Source organism: Streptosporangium sp. DT93, from assembly GCF_049844535.1.
Classification (GTDB): domain Bacteria; phylum Actinomycetota; class Actinomycetes; order Streptosporangiales; family Streptosporangiaceae; genus Streptosporangium.
Genome location: NZ_JBNCLF010000004.1, coordinates 79,778 through 93,535, shown reverse-complemented (window position 1 = coordinate 93,535; position 13,758 = coordinate 79,778). Strand labels below are relative to the sequence as shown.

Sequence of the window (13,758 nt, the reverse complement as noted above, 5' to 3'; positions counted from 1 at the left end):
TCCGGCCGGGTCCCCGCCCCGCGTCATCCCCGTCCTGTCTGCCCGGAAAGCTCGGTAGCGTCCGGGCATGGCCACCGATGAGGGGAAGACCCCGGCGCCGCCGGAGAAGGCCGACGACCACCGGGTCTGGCCGGTGCTGCGGCGGTATCCCGACTTCCGCAGGCTCTTCGCCGGAAACGCCACGTCGCTGCTCGGATCGAGCGTCACCACGGTGGCGCTGCCGCTGACGGCGGTCGTCCACCTGGACGCCTCACCCGCCCAGATGGGTCTGCTCGGTGCGGCGGGGCTGCTCCCGCACCTCGTCCTGGGACTGCCCGCGGGGGTGTGGGTGGACCGCGTGCCCTACCGGCGGACGCTCGTCCTGGCCGACCTGGCGCAGGCGGCGCTCCTGGTCTCGGTCCCGGTCCTGGCCGTGCTCGGGTCGCTGCGGATCTGGCACCTGTACGCCGTGGTGGTCCTCGCCGGCGTCTGCGGCCTCTTCGAGTCGGTGGCCGCACAGTCGTTCACCCCCCTGCTGGTGCCGCGGGAGCGGTTGCTGCCGGCCAACGGCGCGCTCGTGCTGAGCAACGCGACCGTCGCCGTGACCGGCTCGGCCGCGGGCGGACTGCTGGTCTCGCTGCTCACCGCGCCGATCGCCGTCGCCGTCGACGCCGTCTCGTTCCTGCTCGCCGCCCTGTGCAAGGCGCGCATCCGCACCGGGGGACCGGCCGCCGCCCCCGCCGCACGGCACCGGCGTCACCTGCGGGCCGACATCCTCGAAGGAGTGCGCGCGGTCCTCGCCCACCGGATCGTCCGCGCCACGACGCTGGCCGCCACCCTCGGCGCGCTCGGCGGCCAGATCCAGAACGTCGTCCTGATGCTCTATCTGGTCGAGGACCTCACGCTCTCCCCGGCGCTGATCGGCGCGGTCGTCGCGACCGGCGGTGTGGCGGGCGTCCTCGGCGCCCTGGTCGTGACCAGGATCACCCGGCGCATCGGCCCGGGCCCATCTTTCATCGCGGGGATGTTCCTCGCGGCCGTCGCCGGCCCGGTCCTGGCGGTCGCGGGCGGTCCCCCGATGCTCACGCTCGCGGTCCTGGCCGTGGCGCAGGTGCTGCGGGGGACGGGGCCGGCGCTCTACGGCGTCAACCAGCAGACCCTCCGGCAGGTGCTGATCGCCCCCGCCCTGCTCTCCCGGGTCAACGCCACCTGGAGGTTCCTCGTGTACGGGACGCAACCCCTCGGCGCGCTCCTCGGCGGGCTGCTCGGATCGGTGTTCGGCCTGCGGGCCGCCCTCGTCGTCGGCGGCGGCGTGATGCTCGCCGGTGCCGCGATCGCCTGCGCCTCCCCCCTGCGCTCGCTGCGCGAGCTTCCCGCGCCGCCCCGCGACCCGGGGCCGGACACCCTCACAGGGTGAGCGGCAGGCCGAACGCGGGGAACAGGTGGGGCTCGAAGGCGGTGATCTCGGCGATCGCGCCGTCCTCGATCCGCAGCACGTCCAGGACCTGCGCGCGGTAGACCGTGGTGCCCGGCCGCTGCACGTACCCGGCCGCGGCCGGTTGCCCGTTCGCCCGGGTGGGCAGGTGCCGCCAGCGTCCGAAGTAGGCCGGTGAGGCGGGATCGTAGGTCCGTGCCAGCGCGGCCCCGATCGCGTCCCGGCCGACCAGCCACAGCGGGCCCGGAGGCATCGTCACCAGCGCGTCCTGCCGCAGCAGCTCGGCCACCGCGGCGGCGTCGGCCCGGTCGGCCGCGTCCATGTACCGCTGCAGGATCACGCGCTCGGACGGGTCCGGGGCCACCGGGGCGGTCCACCGCGCCCGTTGCCGGGGCAGGTGCTCGCGAAGGGTCGACCGGGCCCGGGTGAGCGCGCTGTTGGCCGAGGCCACGCTCATCTCCAGCAGCGCGGCCGTCTCACCGGCCGGCCAGCCGAGCACGTCCCGCACCACCAGCACCGCCCGCTGCCGGGGTGGCAGGTGCTGGATCGCGGTCAGGAACACCAGCTCCACCGTCTCGCGCGACACCGCCGCGTCCTCCGGTCCCGCGGCGGGTTCCGCCCCGCTCCCGGCGGCGTCCCGCAGCAGGTGGTCGGGGTAGGGCTGCAGCCAGGTGATCCGCGTCGGCGCCTCCACCCCGTCCGCGGCTCCCTCGTAGCGCTGCGGCCGGCGGGTGTGGCGGCGAAGGAAGTCCAGGCAGATGTTGGTGGCGATCCGGTACAGCCAGGCACGGAGCGAGGAACGCCCCTGAAAGCCGTCGCGGCTGCGCCAGGCACGCAGGAACACCTCCTGCGCCAGGTCCGCCGCGTCGTCGTAGGAGCCGACCATCCGGTAGCAGTGCACCTGGAGTTCCCGCCGGTACGGCTCCGCCGCCCCCGCGAACGCCCACTCGTCCCCGGAGGTCACCGCCGCCACCACCGCGTCGTCCTCCCCGGTGCCGGTGCCGGTGCCGGTGCCGGTGCCGGTGCCGGTGCCGGTGCCGGGCTCGTCCTCGGGCTCGGGCAGGGGGCGTTCTCCCGTCACCGGTGCCGGTGTGACGATCCGGCCGATCCGTTCCGGCGCCGGTGAGGTCGCGTCGGCCCGCGCCGCGTCCCACGCGGTACGGGCGATGCGCCGCAGCCTGCCGACCGAGGACGACAGCGCGTTCACATCCGCGTAGAACGCCTCGGGAAGCCCCGGGGCCAGCTCCCGTGCCCGCCGCTCGATGTCGGAGATCAGCTCCCGCACCGTGTCGCCCGCCGCCGGTTCCCGCCGGAACCGGTAGGCCCGCTGCCTGCAGGCCGCCGAGCAGTACACCGAGGCCCGGCCTCGCCGGCCCGTGCGCGCCGGCAAAGCCTCGCCACAGTTGTGGCAGCGCGTCATCGTGCCCCCAGACATAACGTCACATCATTTGGCGTTACGCATTAACCCACCCTTCGCCGCCGGCCGCCAGCCGCCGATCCCCGGCCGGCGGTGAGCAGGGGCTCTTCCCCGCCTCCGACGGGGCCGGCCCTCTCGCCCGGGCCGTCCGGTCAGTTCCGTGGACCGCGCGCGTCTCAATGACCGAACCGCGCGGGCAACGGCCACGCGCACCACGGCACCCGGAACCCCGGGGAACGGAGTGATCTCATGGCGACGGTGTACATCGAGGCGTCGGTGTCGTTGGACGGTTTCATCGCGGGCCCGTCCAACAACGGGTTCGAGCACCTGTTCGCGTGGTGTCGCAACGGGGACGTGCCGACGTCGACCGCGAACTCCACGCGGGTCGCCTACCGCACCTCGCCGGCCAGCGCCGCCCACGTGCGGGAGCTGAACGACATCACCGGGGCCGTGGTCGTCGGCCGCCGGCTGTTCGACATGACCAACGGCTGGGACGGCAACCACCCGATGGGCGTGCCGGTCTTCGTCGTGACCCACACCGCGCCCGAGGACCGTGCGCCGACCGAGACCCCGTTCACCTTCGTCACCGACGGGCTCGCCGCCGCCGTCGCCCTGGCCGAAGAGGCGGCCGGGGACAGGGCGGTCGGGGTCGGCCCGGGCAGCGTGGCCTGGCAGGCGCTCGACGCCGGACTTGTCGACCAGGTGCGCGTCGACCTGGTGCCGGTGCTCCTGGGCGGTGGCACCCGCATGTTCGACCGGCTCGACGGCGCCCCCGTCCACCTCGGCGACCCGCGCGTCATCGCCGGCACCGCCGTCACCCACCTGATCTACGACGTGGCCGACCGCCGCGCCTGACGTCACGCGCCACCGCTTGTAATCAAATGTTTACTTAAGAACGTCCGGGGTGCTGAAAACCAGGTTGAGAATTCACCTTTCTCCGCTAATCTCACCAATGCTTTATGTCGCCTTTAATGCTGACATAGCGCTCTCGCATGTCTTTAGGTGACATAGCGGATACCCCTCGTACGAAAGGCATCTGGTGCGGTACCGTCTTGCCCCCCTCGCGGTGGCTGCCGCTTTCCTCCTCCCGTTCGCCACCCTCTCCGCCCCCGCGCAGGCACGCGCCGAACGGCCGTGCCACGGCACCGGCACCGACGCCGCGGTGCAGAGTCCCGTCACGATCGACCGTTCGGTGGCGTGCCCGGGCGCCCAGGTCCAGCTCGACGTCCACTATCCGGGCAGCGTCGACGGAACGCTCCTGTTCCAGGACCGCACTCCGGTCGGCGAGGCCGGTGAGCACGACGACGTCCGGTTCGTCGTCGGCACCGCAGGCACGCAGCCGTACATCACCTACGGCGGTCAGCGGTACAACCTGATCAACGTGCACTTCCACGGCCACGCCGAGCACAGGTTCGCCGGCCAGCCCTTCGCCCCCCTTGAGGCCCACCTGGTCCACGAGAGGGCGACCGGCACGAAGGGATACGTGGTCTTCTCGGTCCTCGTGGACTCCAAGGACTTCCACGGCCTGTCCGAGCACGACCACCTGATCGCCTCGCCCCCGGCCCTCGGCGCGTCCAGGCCCCTGAACGGCGTCCACCTGAGGGACCTGCTGCCGGCCAACCACACGACCTACCGCTACACCGGCTCGCTCACCACGCCCGACGAGAGCGACGTCTACTTCCAGCCGGTGAACTGGGTCGTGTTCGGCCAGCACGCGAAGGCCCGCCGGCACGACGTCCAGGCCTACAGGTCGCTCTGGGGCGCGGAGGGCAACCACCGGGAGGTCCAGGACAACCACCCGGCACCCAACGTCTACTCCTACCACTGAGCCCTTCCCCGCACGCCGCCGCGTCCGTGCCGTCGATACGATCATGACGAACCGGGTGGGAGCCACACGGGATCACGGAAGGAGCGGGCATGACCTTCGCGACACCGCCGCGGGCGGCGGCCTGGCGGCACCTCGACGCGCGCACCGGTTTCGAGGTGGTCCACTTCCACCCGGCCGGCGACGGCCACCGCATCGAGGGATGGACGACCGCGGTGGAGGACGGCGTGACCTGGGCCGTCGGTTACGTCATCGAGGTGGACGCCGCCTGGATCACGCGAAGCGCCAGGATCGGCGGGCACTCGGCCGAGGGGGCCCGCAGCACCGTGCTGGAGGCCGACGGCGCGGGTCACTGGCGCGTCGACGGCGAACCGGCGGCCCACCTGGACGGCTGCCTGGACGTCGACCTGGAGTCCTCGGCGATGACGAACGCCTTTCCCGTGCACCGGCTGGGGCTTCGGCCCGGTGCCGCGGCCACGGCCCCCGCCGCCTACGTGCGCGCCGTCGACCTCGCCGTCGAACGGCTGGAGCAGGACTACGCCCGCGTCGCCGACGAGGGCTCCCGCCGGTGTTACGACTACGCCTCACCGGCCTTCGGCTTCGCGTGCCGCCTCGTCTACGACGAGTCCGGCCTCGTGCTCGACTATCCCGGTATCGCCGTACGCGAGTCGTGACCCGAAGGGAAGGGGCGACGACGAACCGAATTCCCGCCGCGTCGTCCGCTCATCGGCGATCTCCGTCATGTCCGCGAATCACGCGGTGCTTTCCGGAAACGCGCCGGAGGGCATGCCGGGACGGTTCGCCGATCGAGGAAGGTCCGGACCGTACGGGCTTTTCGTCTCGCGCGGCCCCGGATCGAACCAGCCGTTCCTGGCCCGCCGCAGGAACGCCTCCCAGGCGTCGAAACCGACCAGCACCCCTCCCTGACCCGGAGCGCTGATCCTGACCCCGTCACGGGTGAGGCTCACGATCACCCGCATGGCGGCCCCTCGGAGCCGATCACACACCACACGGCACGGCCCCGCTCTCCCAGGTCACGGACTCCCCACCGGTTCCGGGAGACCTCGGCGACGATGCCGAGCCCGCGTCCGCGCTCCCCGTCGCCCGGTACGCCGCCGGGCTCCCGGGGCCGCCAGGGGCCACCGCCGGGGTCCAGGACCTCCACGCGCAGCAGCTCCTCGCGGCGGGTCAGGGTGAACGACACCAGGTCGCCGGGATCTCTCCGCCGCGCGTGCAGAACCGCGTTCGTGACCAGCTCGGAGGTCGCCAGCCGCACGTTCTCGTACGCCGGATGGTCGTCACCGAGCCATTCCCTCACATGAGAGCGGGCCTTTGACGCGGAGGTGGGATCGAGGTCGAGAAACACCTTTCCGAGGATCTCGTATTCGTCGCCCGGGTCTTTCCACCAGGAGTTGATCGCGGGATTCATGTCACCTGTCCGACGGCCGGATTCCGGATATGCCTTCGCAGCATGACACCGCCCCACTACAGTCGGTAATCGAAAGAGCGCGGCGCATGTTCAACGGTTTTTGTGAAACCGCCGATGAAACCGAGATGATGTCCCGTGCCGCAGGCCAAGGTGCTCGACCCGACCACGTCGCCGGTCGCCTTCTTCGGATTCGAGCTCCGCCGCTATCGCCACGAGGCCGGTCTCTCCCAGGAGAAGCTGGCCAGGCGGATCGGCTTCGCGCTGGGCACCGTCTCCATGGCGGAGACCGGCCGCCGCCCGCCGACCGAGGACTTCGTCCGCAGGTGCGACCAGGCCCTCGGGGCCGAGGGGGCGTTGATCCGCATCAAGGAGATGATGGACAACGTCGCGGCCCGGCTACCGGCCTGGTTCCGGCCGTGGGCGGAGATCGAGCAGGCCGCCGAGAGCCTGCGCACCTGGGAACCGCTCATCGTTCCGGGGCTGCTCCAGACGGCCGAATACGCCCGGGTGCTGTTCGTCGGGGAGCCCAGGGCCTCGGCGGAGAAGGTGGAGCTGGACGTGGCCGCCCGGCTGGAACGGCAGCGCATCCTGGAGCGGGAGGATCCGCCCATGTTCTGGGTCGTCCTCGACGAGGGCGTGCTCGGGCGCTGTATCGGTGACGGCGCCGTCATGACGGCACAACTCGACCATCTTCTGGAGGTCGCGCGCACGCCGCACGTCACCATCCAAGTCGTGCCCTCCGGGGCGGGGAGCACCGTCGGTCTGCTGGGCGGTTTCGTCATTGCACAGGTCCGAGGGCTCGCCAATACTGCATATATGGAGTCGGCTGGCCAGGGCCAGGTCACCGACCGGCCCGTTGACGTGGCGAACATCACCATCAAGTACGAGGCGATTCGCGCCGATGCACTCCCGCAGCGGGCGTCGCTGGAGCTGATCAGGGAGATGAGGGATCGATGGATCGCGAACTGAGCGAGGCCGTCTGGGTGAAGTCGTCGTTGTCCGGCGGTAATGGCGGTAACTGCGTCGAGGTGGCGAGGTTGTCCGGCGGGCGGATCGGGGTGCGGGACAGCAAGGACCAGGTCGGTCCGGCGCTGGTGTTCACCCCGGGCGAGTGGGCCGCCTTCACGGGGTGGGTCCGCGCCGACGAGATGCTCTAGCGCGTCGAAGACAGTCGTCTCCCGGAAGGGGAGGAAACGATGGATAGGGAACTGAGCGAGGCCACATGGGTGAAGTCGTCGTTGTCCGGGGGGAACGGCGGCGAATGCGTGGAGGTGGCGAGACTGCCCAGCGGGCGGGTCGGGGTGCGGGACAGCAAGGATCAGGCCGGTCCGGCGCTGGTGTTCACCTCGGGGGAGTGGGCCGCCTTCGCCCGGTGGGTTCGGGCTGAGGTCAGCCCCTGAGAAGCCCCCGGGTCCCGGAGAGGCGCCGATCGGCGGTCATCGTGTGGCCGATGTTCACTCCGTGACCTGACGTCGTATGAGAAGGGCCGGTCGTCCTGTGGCGGGACGACCGGCCCTTTCGCGTCCCCTGCGGAGAGTGGCCCGGCGAGGCCGCCTTACCTTCGCCACCTGTAGAGATCTTTTGGAATGGGGCAGTATTGTGTATATTTTCCGGCATTAAGCTCCAGCAGAAGGAGGATTTATCGTGACGGCGCTACCGCGGGTACTGTTCGACGAGGCACACGGCGAGTCGTGGACCATCCGGCGGGACGTGGCCGAGACGATGAATCCCGGCAATCCCGACGACAGCGGCTACGTCCGCGCCGCCGGCCTGTTGCGCGGGCTGGGACACGACGTCGGCGCGCACACCGGCGGCCCCCTCACCCCGGGCCTGCTGGCGGAGCGGGACGTGCTCGTGATCGCCCACCCGGCCGCCGAGCGCTGGGAGCGCACCACCGGCGGCGACCCCGTTCTGGCGGACGGGGAGCTGGACGCCGTCGAGGAGTACGTGCGCGCGGGCGGCGGCCTGGTCGTGATGGCCGAGTACGAGCAGGAGAAGTACGGCAGCAACCTCGTCGAGCTGCTCGCCCGCTTCGGGGTGGGCGTCGAGAGCACCCTCGTCCAGGACTCCGCCAACTCCCACAACGGCGTGGCCTCCTGGGTCCTGGGCGTCCCCGGGCCGGGGACCGCGGCCGGGCAGGACCTGCTCGCCGGGGCCCGGCGCGCCTGCTTCTACCGCGCCGGGACGCTCACCGCCCCCGAGGACGCGACCGTGCTGTTCCGTAGCTCTCCCACCGCGACCCCGGCGGGACGCCCGCTGGCGGTGGCCCTGCGGCACGGCGAGGGCAGGGTCGTGGTGCTGGCCGACTCCGACCTGTTCGGCGACGACTCGATCGGCGAATACGACCACGCCGCCCTCTGGGTCAACCTGGTCACCTGGGCCGCGCGCCTGCCCTCGAACGCGAGCCGGACGGCGGGCGAGCCGGAGGGCCGGGCCGAATTCCAGGCGCTGAAGGAGGCGGTGGAGGCGCTGCGGCCGCTGCAGGCCAAGGACGGCTCGGTCGAACGCGACCGGGAGCGGGCCGCCGGGCTGGTCGCCGAGATCGCCGGGCACGTCGAGCGGCTCGCGCCGCGCTTCCCGCACGACGCCGCCTACCTGGCCGCCGTCGTCGCCGACCTGAACACATGGGCCGACCAGGGCCTCGGGGTGCCCGACTTCCTCGACGCGCTGGAGGCGTTCCACCCCGACACCCAGCGGGTCGACGGCCTGGAGCACCTGGTGGTGTTCCCGATGTACACCCAGAACGGCACCACGTCCCGCCACCTGGAGGCGGTGTGGATCCGCACGATCTGGCCGGACTGGCTGGCCGAGCTGGAGCGGGCCCGCTACGACAACCCGATGTTCGTGCCGATCGCCTTCGAGGACTTCACCTCCGGCTACGACACGAACTCGGCGGTGCTCTTCCCCGAGACCGTCGCCGTCCGCGAGACCCCGCCCCGCTTCACCTGGGGAGGGATCTTCGCCGACCGCGAGGCCGCCCGCTTCCGCGCCGTGAGCACCGCCGCCGCGGCCACCCTCAAGCTGGACCTGCCGCCGGACGCGGCCCGCCTGATCGCCTCCCAGGAGCTGGCCCAGGACACCTTCGTGCTCTGGGACCTGATCCACGACCGCACGCACAGCCACGGCGACCTGCCGTTCGACCCGTTCATGATCAAGCAGCGCATGCCGTACTGGTTGTACTCCCTGGAGGAGCTGCGCTGCGACCTGACCGCGTTCGGCGAGGCCGTGCGGCTGGAGGGCGAGAACGTGCCGCACGCCCGCTACGTGCAGCTCGCGATCCTGTTCGACCGGTTGTTCCGCTTCCCGATCACCGGCGGCCGGGTCCGCAACTACGACGGCCTGGGCGGGCAGCTGCTGTTCGCGTACCTGCACCGCAACGACGTGGTGCGCTGGACCGACAACCGCCTCGGCGTCGACTGGGACCGGCTCGCCGGGGGCGTCGCCGATCTTCGGGCCGAGGTCGAGAAGCTCTACCGGGACGGCATCGACCGCTCCAAGCTCGCCCACTGGCTGGCCGCCCACCAGCTCGTCGCCGCCTACGTCGAGCCGCACCCGGCCTCGGTGTGGGCCCGCGGCGCGACCGCGCTGCCCGCCGAGGGATTCCCCAAGAGCGCGGTGGACGCGGTGCTGCCCGACGAGTTCCCCCTGAGCATGTTCTACGAGGCCCTGCGCCGTAAGCTCGGCGATGTCGTCGACTCCACGAAGGGCATCCGAGCATGATCATCCTTGTCACCGGCGCGGGCGGTCCCGCGGGCCGGGCCGTCACACGCAGGTTCACCGGGCAGGGCCACACGGTGATCGGCGTCGACCGGAGCGGCGCCGACGGCCTGGTGGCGGTCGACCTGCTCGACACCGACGCCGTCGCCGGTCTCGCCAGGGACGTGGCGGCCCAGCACGGTCACGTGGACGGGATCGTGCACCTGGTCGGCGGCTGGCGCGGGTCGAAGACCTTCGCCGAGACGTCGCTGGAGGACTGGGCGCTCCTGCACGACCTGCTGATCCGTACCCTCCAGCACGTCACGCTCGCCTTCGAACCCCTGCTCAAGGCCGCAGAACGCGGCCGGTTCGCCATCGTCTCGGCCAAGGCCGCCGAGCGGCCCACCCAGGGCAACGCGGCGTACGGGACCGCCAAGGCCGCCTCCGAGGCGTGGACCCTGGCCTTCGCCGACGCCCTGGAGGGCACCGGCGCCACCGCGAACATCCTGGTCGTCAAGGCCCTCGTGCACGAGGGCATGCGCGAGGCGAGCCCGGAGCGGGCCTTCCCCGGCTTCACCGACGTCGACGATCTCGCCGAGGCGGTCGAGCGGCTGTGGGAGAGCGACGCCAACGGCACCCGGATCGACCTGTCCGCCGGGCGAAGCACCGGCTGAGGGAAGGAGAGCCCGTGACGGACGCCGTCCGCAGGCACGACCCGCTGGCGAAGGGCTTCGCCAGCGACAACTACGCCGGGGTGCACCCGGAGATCCTCCAGGCGATCGCGCTCGCCAACGAGGGCCACCAGACCTCCTACGGCGACGACGTCTACACCGCCGCGCTCCAGGACGTCTTCCGGGGGCACTTCGGGCCGGCCGCCGAGGTCTGGCCGATGTTCAACGGCACCGGCGCCAACGTGGTCGCGCTCCGCTCGATGACCGCCCACTGGGAGGCGGTGGTCTGCGCGGATTCGGCGCACATCCACACCGACGAGGGAGGCGCCCCCGAGCGGTCGGCCGGGCTCAAGCTGCTGCCGGTCGCCACCCCGGACGGCAAGCTCACCCCCGAGCTGATCGACAGGCAGGCGTGGGGCTTCGGCGACGAGCACCGGGCCCAGCCCAAGGTCGTCTCGATCAGCCAGACCACCGAGCTGGGCACGCTCTACACGCCCGAGGAGATCAGGGCGATCTGCGACCACGCCCACGGCCTGGGCATGGTCGTCCACCTCGACGGCGCCCGCGTCACCAACGCCGCGGCCGCGCTCGGCGTGCCGCTGCGCGCGTTCACCACCGACGCGGGGGTGGACGTGCTCTCCTTCGGGGGCACCAAGTCGGGCCTGATGTTCGGCGAGGCCGTCGTGGTGCTCGACCCCGGCGCCGTCCGGGGCCTGCGCTACCTGCGCAAGACCGCCATGCAGCTCGCGTCCAAGATGCGGTTCGTCTCGGTGCAGTTCGAGGCGCTGCTCGCGGGCGATCTGTGGCTGCGCAACGCCCGCAACGCCAACGCGATGGCGAACCGGCTGGCCGAGGCCGTGCGGGACGTGCCCGGCGTGCGGATCCCGCGGCCGGTGCAGGCCAACGCGGTCTTCGCGATCCTGCCCCGGGACGTGACCGAGCGCCTGCAGAAGCGTTTCCGCTTCTACACCTGGAACGAGGCCACCGGCGAGGTCCGCTGGATGACCGCGTTCGACACCACCGAGGCCGACGTGGACGCGTTCGCCGCCGCCGTGGCGGAGGAGTCACGCGCCTCGGCGTGAGCGGACGCCGGGGTGCGCGAGCGTGAGCGGGCGCCGGGGGCGCGGGGGCCGGCCGGGAGGCCGGGGCGGGACGCCGTGAGGCGGACCCGCCCCGGGCCCGGTGAGGCCGGGCGGGGACGGGGCCGGGCGGGGACGGGGCCGGGCGCCCGCGGTCAGTTCTTGTGGCCGCTCTCGTGCTCGTAGGCGGTGAGCTGCTGTTCGAGCGCCTTCATCAGCTCGAACACCTGGCTGGGAGGGATGCGGATCCGGCTGACGATCCGGGTCGGCACGCTCACGAAGTGCTCCCCGGAGGAGGGGTCGTTGTCGAGCTGGGGCGGCCTGGTGATCACCGCGAAGTCCAGAACGAAACCATCCTGGGTGTGCCAAACAGAGGCAAAATTGGCGTACTGCCCCATTTCCACCTCGGCGGAGATGCTCACCTCCAGCCGGTTCTCCGGTTCCTCGTTCACCATTCTCATTCCTCCGGCCAGGCTGGTTCCATGCTGCCCTGGCCGGGAACCGGCCGCACAGGGACGCGCCGACGTCACTAAAGGATGGAAGGCAGTCGCTGGGCGCCGCGCTGCCGCAACATGTCGGTCATCAACGTGATCTCGCCTGTCTGACCGCCGACGATGTGCCGTGCCATCGTGGTCACCTCGTCGCGGTCGGACAGTTTCAGCAGGCCCTGGCCCATCTGCACACCACCCTCGTGGTGGCGGATCATGAGCTGCAGGAAGAGGACCTCCTGATCCTTGCCGGTGGCCCGGCGGAGTCTCTCCAACTCGTCCTGTGAGGCCATACCGGGCATCGTGGCCGAGGCGGCCGGTGTTACAGCCTGGCCGCCGTGCCCCCCGTGACCGGACATCCACGCCATGGCGGGCCGCTCCCCCGACTGCGACAGCCCCCACTGCTGCAACCAGCCGGTGAAGATCCCGCGCTGTGCCGTCTGGGTGACGATGATGTCGTAGGCCAGCCGCCGCAGCGCCTCGTCCTGGCTGCCGTCCCTGGCGATGAAGGACATCTCGACGGCCTGGGCGTGATGGACGGACATGTCGCGGGCGAACCCCGCCTCCGCCGAGGCGTCGGTCGGTGTGGTCGTCCGCCCCACGACCAGCAGGAGAACGACCGCCGCCAGCAGGCAGCCGAGCAGCACGCCGAGCGCCACCCCGCGTCTGGGCCGCGTGCCCTCTTGAACCCCGGTTTCCATTATCTCCCCAGAGTACCCACTGTCAGGAATCATCGCTGTATCAGGCATTGTCGCCTGCTTATTCTCCGCATACGCCCGTAGGGCATAGGGTGACCCGAAGTTGTTTGCCGGCTGGAGGGTCGATGACCAAGGAAAAGGCGCAGGCGAGGCGAGAGCACCTCACCAGGATGCGTGACGAGCAGAAACGCAAGGAGCGCAGGACCGCGTTCCTGATGTGGGGCGGCGGCGGCCTCGTCATCGTCCTGCTCGTCGGGGTGGTCGCCTTCTACCTGATCAACGAGCGTTCACGGACGTCGCTGGACGGGGTCGCGACCGCGAAGTACCCGGGCAGTGTCCACGTCGAGAGCAAGGTCTCCTACAAGGAGAACCCGCCGATGGGCGGGGAGCACAACTCGGCCTGGCAGAACTGCGGGATCTACGAGCAGCCGATCAACAACGAGAACGCCGTCCACTCCATGGAGCACGGCGCCGTGTGGATCACCTACCGGCCCGACCTGCCCAAGGCCGAGCTGGACACGCTCAGGGAGCTGGCCTCCAAGGACTACATGCTGCTCAGCCCCTACCCGAACCTGCCCGCCAAGGTGGTGGCCAGTTCCTGGAACAAGCAGCTCACGCTGAACAGCGCCGAGGACCCGCGCCTGCCCAAGTTCATCACCAAGTACAAGAACGGGCCGGACACCCCCGAGCTCGGCGCGTCCTGCAGCGGGGGCGTGGGCACCACCACCGCCCAGGCGCCCATCCCGGCCGCCGCCCCCACCCCGACGACCGGCCCGAGTTCGACGGCCACCGCCGAGGCGACCCCCGCGCCCAGCGCCACCCCGGCTCCCTGACGGACGGCGTCTCACCCTCTCGCGACCCCTCCGGTCCGGTCCCGTGTCGAATCCGGGCCGGGACCGGGGCGGGGCGCGCGGTCAAAGCCTGATCCCGGTCCGCGCTCGCGGCCGGGATCACGCCATGTCCGGCCCCGGTCACGCTCTGGCCGGGCCCGTGCTCGCGCTCCGGGCTCGGGTCAGGGGCATGGGCGTGGCCCCGGGGGCC

Annotated in this window: 16 protein-coding genes; 11 read left to right on the top strand and 5 right to left on the bottom strand. The window is 71.5% G+C overall.

Annotated elements, in window-relative coordinates; genetic code table 11:
- Positions 1-67 precede the first annotated feature (67 nt).
- Complete coding sequence (locus tag ACLQ2R_RS10830) at positions 68-1,396, top strand: MFS transporter (RefSeq protein WP_425959260.1); 1,329 nt, start codon at positions 68-70, stop codon at positions 1,394-1,396.
- Here the strand turns inward: ACLQ2R_RS10830 and ACLQ2R_RS10825 are convergent.
- Complete coding sequence (locus ACLQ2R_RS10825) at positions 1,386-2,849, bottom strand: RNA polymerase subunit sigma-70 (protein ID WP_425959259.1); 1,464 nt, start codon at positions 2,847-2,849, stop codon at positions 1,386-1,388. The two genes, ACLQ2R_RS10830 and ACLQ2R_RS10825, sit on opposite strands and share 11 nt — an antisense overlap.
- Before the next feature lie 231 nt (positions 2,850-3,080).
- Between ACLQ2R_RS10825 and ACLQ2R_RS10820 the strand changes: the two genes are divergently transcribed.
- The 3 genes from ACLQ2R_RS10820 (at position 3,081) to ACLQ2R_RS10810 (ending at position 5,330) form a co-directional block, all read left to right on the top strand.
- On the top strand, positions 3,081-3,686 hold the full coding sequence (locus tag ACLQ2R_RS10820; protein WP_425959258.1) for a dihydrofolate reductase family protein: 606 nt from the start codon (positions 3,081-3,083) through the stop codon (positions 3,684-3,686).
- A 211-nt stretch (positions 3,687-3,897) separates the two neighbouring features.
- Positions 3,898-4,659 (top strand): carbonic anhydrase family protein, encoded by a 762-nt coding sequence (locus tag ACLQ2R_RS10815; RefSeq protein WP_425959257.1) that lies wholly within the window; start codon positions 3,898-3,900, stop codon positions 4,657-4,659.
- 89 nt (positions 4,660-4,748) lie between these two features.
- A complete protein-coding gene (locus ACLQ2R_RS10810; protein WP_425959256.1) occupies positions 4,749-5,330 on the top strand; it encodes a putative glycolipid-binding domain-containing protein in 582 nt (193 codons plus the stop codon).
- A gap of 78 nt (positions 5,331-5,408) precedes the next feature.
- Here ACLQ2R_RS10810 and ACLQ2R_RS10805 read toward each other — a convergent pair whose 3' ends face one another.
- Together ACLQ2R_RS10805 and ACLQ2R_RS10800 are read right to left on the bottom strand one after the other, a co-directional pair.
- A complete protein-coding gene (locus ACLQ2R_RS10805) occupies positions 5,409-5,636 on the bottom strand; it encodes a hypothetical protein (RefSeq protein ID WP_425959255.1) in 228 nt (75 codons plus the stop codon).
- Entirely contained in the window at positions 5,627-6,085 is a 459-nt protein-coding gene (locus ACLQ2R_RS10800; protein WP_425959254.1) for an ATP-binding protein, read from the bottom strand. The genes ACLQ2R_RS10805 and ACLQ2R_RS10800 overlap by 10 nt, the downstream gene beginning before the upstream one ends.
- Before the next feature lie 135 nt (positions 6,086-6,220).
- On the opposite strand from ACLQ2R_RS10800, the gene ACLQ2R_RS10795 reads away from it, so the two are divergent.
- From ACLQ2R_RS10795 to ACLQ2R_RS10770, 6 genes are all read left to right on the top strand, one after another.
- Positions 6,221-7,054, top strand: a complete 834-nt coding sequence (locus tag ACLQ2R_RS10795; protein WP_425959253.1) for a helix-turn-helix domain-containing protein — start codon at positions 6,221-6,223, stop codon at positions 7,052-7,054.
- Positions 7,039-7,242, top strand: coding sequence for a DUF397 domain-containing protein (locus ACLQ2R_RS10790; protein WP_425959252.1), 204 nt, complete (start codon positions 7,039-7,041; stop codon positions 7,240-7,242). Before ACLQ2R_RS10795 ends, ACLQ2R_RS10790 begins: the two co-directional genes overlap by 16 nt.
- A 39-nt stretch (positions 7,243-7,281) precedes the next feature.
- On the top strand, positions 7,282-7,485 hold the full coding sequence (locus tag ACLQ2R_RS10785; protein WP_425959251.1) for a DUF397 domain-containing protein: 204 nt from the start codon (positions 7,282-7,284) through the stop codon (positions 7,483-7,485).
- Positions 7,486-7,729: 244 nt separating this feature from the next.
- The gene (locus tag ACLQ2R_RS10780) at positions 7,730-9,805 is read left to right on the top strand and encodes a DUF6421 family protein (RefSeq protein WP_425959250.1); all 2,076 of its coding nucleotides are present in this window, start codon (positions 7,730-7,732) and stop codon (positions 9,803-9,805) included.
- Complete coding sequence (locus tag ACLQ2R_RS10775) at positions 9,802-10,455, top strand: SDR family NAD(P)-dependent oxidoreductase (RefSeq protein WP_425959249.1); 654 nt, start codon at positions 9,802-9,804, stop codon at positions 10,453-10,455. Before ACLQ2R_RS10780 ends, ACLQ2R_RS10775 begins: the two co-directional genes overlap by 4 nt.
- A gap of 14 nt (positions 10,456-10,469) precedes the next feature.
- Complete coding sequence (locus ACLQ2R_RS10770) at positions 10,470-11,534, top strand: threonine aldolase family protein (protein WP_425959248.1); 1,065 nt, start codon at positions 10,470-10,472, stop codon at positions 11,532-11,534.
- 152 nt (positions 11,535-11,686) lie between these two features.
- Here ACLQ2R_RS10770 and ACLQ2R_RS10765 read toward each other — a convergent pair whose 3' ends face one another.
- Together ACLQ2R_RS10765 and ACLQ2R_RS10760 are read right to left on the bottom strand one after the other, a co-directional pair.
- Positions 11,687-11,986, bottom strand: a complete 300-nt coding sequence (locus tag ACLQ2R_RS10765) for a DUF3467 domain-containing protein (RefSeq protein ID WP_425959247.1) — start codon at positions 11,984-11,986, stop codon at positions 11,687-11,689.
- A 74-nt stretch (positions 11,987-12,060) separates the two neighbouring features.
- Complete coding sequence (locus ACLQ2R_RS10760; protein WP_425959246.1) at positions 12,061-12,720, bottom strand: DUF305 domain-containing protein; 660 nt, start codon at positions 12,718-12,720, stop codon at positions 12,061-12,063.
- A gap of 122 nt (positions 12,721-12,842) precedes the next feature.
- On the opposite strand from ACLQ2R_RS10760, the gene ACLQ2R_RS10755 reads away from it, so the two are divergent.
- Positions 12,843-13,550 carry a DUF3105 domain-containing protein gene (locus ACLQ2R_RS10755; RefSeq protein ID WP_425959245.1) on the top strand — a complete coding sequence of 236 codons (708 nt, stop codon included), beginning with the start codon at positions 12,843-12,845 and terminating at the stop codon, positions 13,548-13,550.
- Positions 13,551-13,758 lie beyond the last annotated feature (208 nt).

Bases quoted from the DNA above. Each gene is read 5' to 3' on its own strand.
- ACLQ2R_RS10830 (WP_425959260.1), top strand. From the start codon at position 68: ATGGCCACCGATGAGGGGAAGACCCCGGCGCCGCCGGAGAAGGCCGAC.
- ACLQ2R_RS10825 (WP_425959259.1), bottom strand. From the start codon at position 2,849: ATGTCTGGGGGCACGATGACGCGCTGCCACAACTGTGGCGAGGCTTTG.
- ACLQ2R_RS10820 (WP_425959258.1), top strand. From the start codon at position 3,081: ATGGCGACGGTGTACATCGAGGCGTCGGTGTCGTTGGACGGTTTCATC.
- ACLQ2R_RS10810 (WP_425959256.1), top strand. From the start codon at position 4,749: ATGACCTTCGCGACACCGCCGCGGGCGGCGGCCTGGCGGCACCTCGAC.
- ACLQ2R_RS10805 (WP_425959255.1), bottom strand. From the start codon at position 5,636: ATGCGGGTGATCGTGAGCCTCACCCGTGACGGGGTCAGGATCAGCGCT.
- ACLQ2R_RS10800 (WP_425959254.1), bottom strand. From the start codon at position 6,085: ATGAATCCCGCGATCAACTCCTGGTGGAAAGACCCGGGCGACGAATAC.
- ACLQ2R_RS10790 (WP_425959252.1), top strand. From the start codon at position 7,039: ATGGATCGCGAACTGAGCGAGGCCGTCTGGGTGAAGTCGTCGTTGTCC.
- ACLQ2R_RS10785 (WP_425959251.1), top strand. From the start codon at position 7,282: ATGGATAGGGAACTGAGCGAGGCCACATGGGTGAAGTCGTCGTTGTCC.
- ACLQ2R_RS10775 (WP_425959249.1), top strand. From the start codon at position 9,802: ATGATCATCCTTGTCACCGGCGCGGGCGGTCCCGCGGGCCGGGCCGTC.
- ACLQ2R_RS10765 (WP_425959247.1), bottom strand. From the start codon at position 11,986: ATGGTGAACGAGGAACCGGAGAACCGGCTGGAGGTGAGCATCTCCGCC.
- ACLQ2R_RS10760 (WP_425959246.1), bottom strand. From the start codon at position 12,720: ATGGAAACCGGGGTTCAAGAGGGCACGCGGCCCAGACGCGGGGTGGCG.
- ACLQ2R_RS10755 (WP_425959245.1), top strand. From the start codon at position 12,843: ATGACCAAGGAAAAGGCGCAGGCGAGGCGAGAGCACCTCACCAGGATG.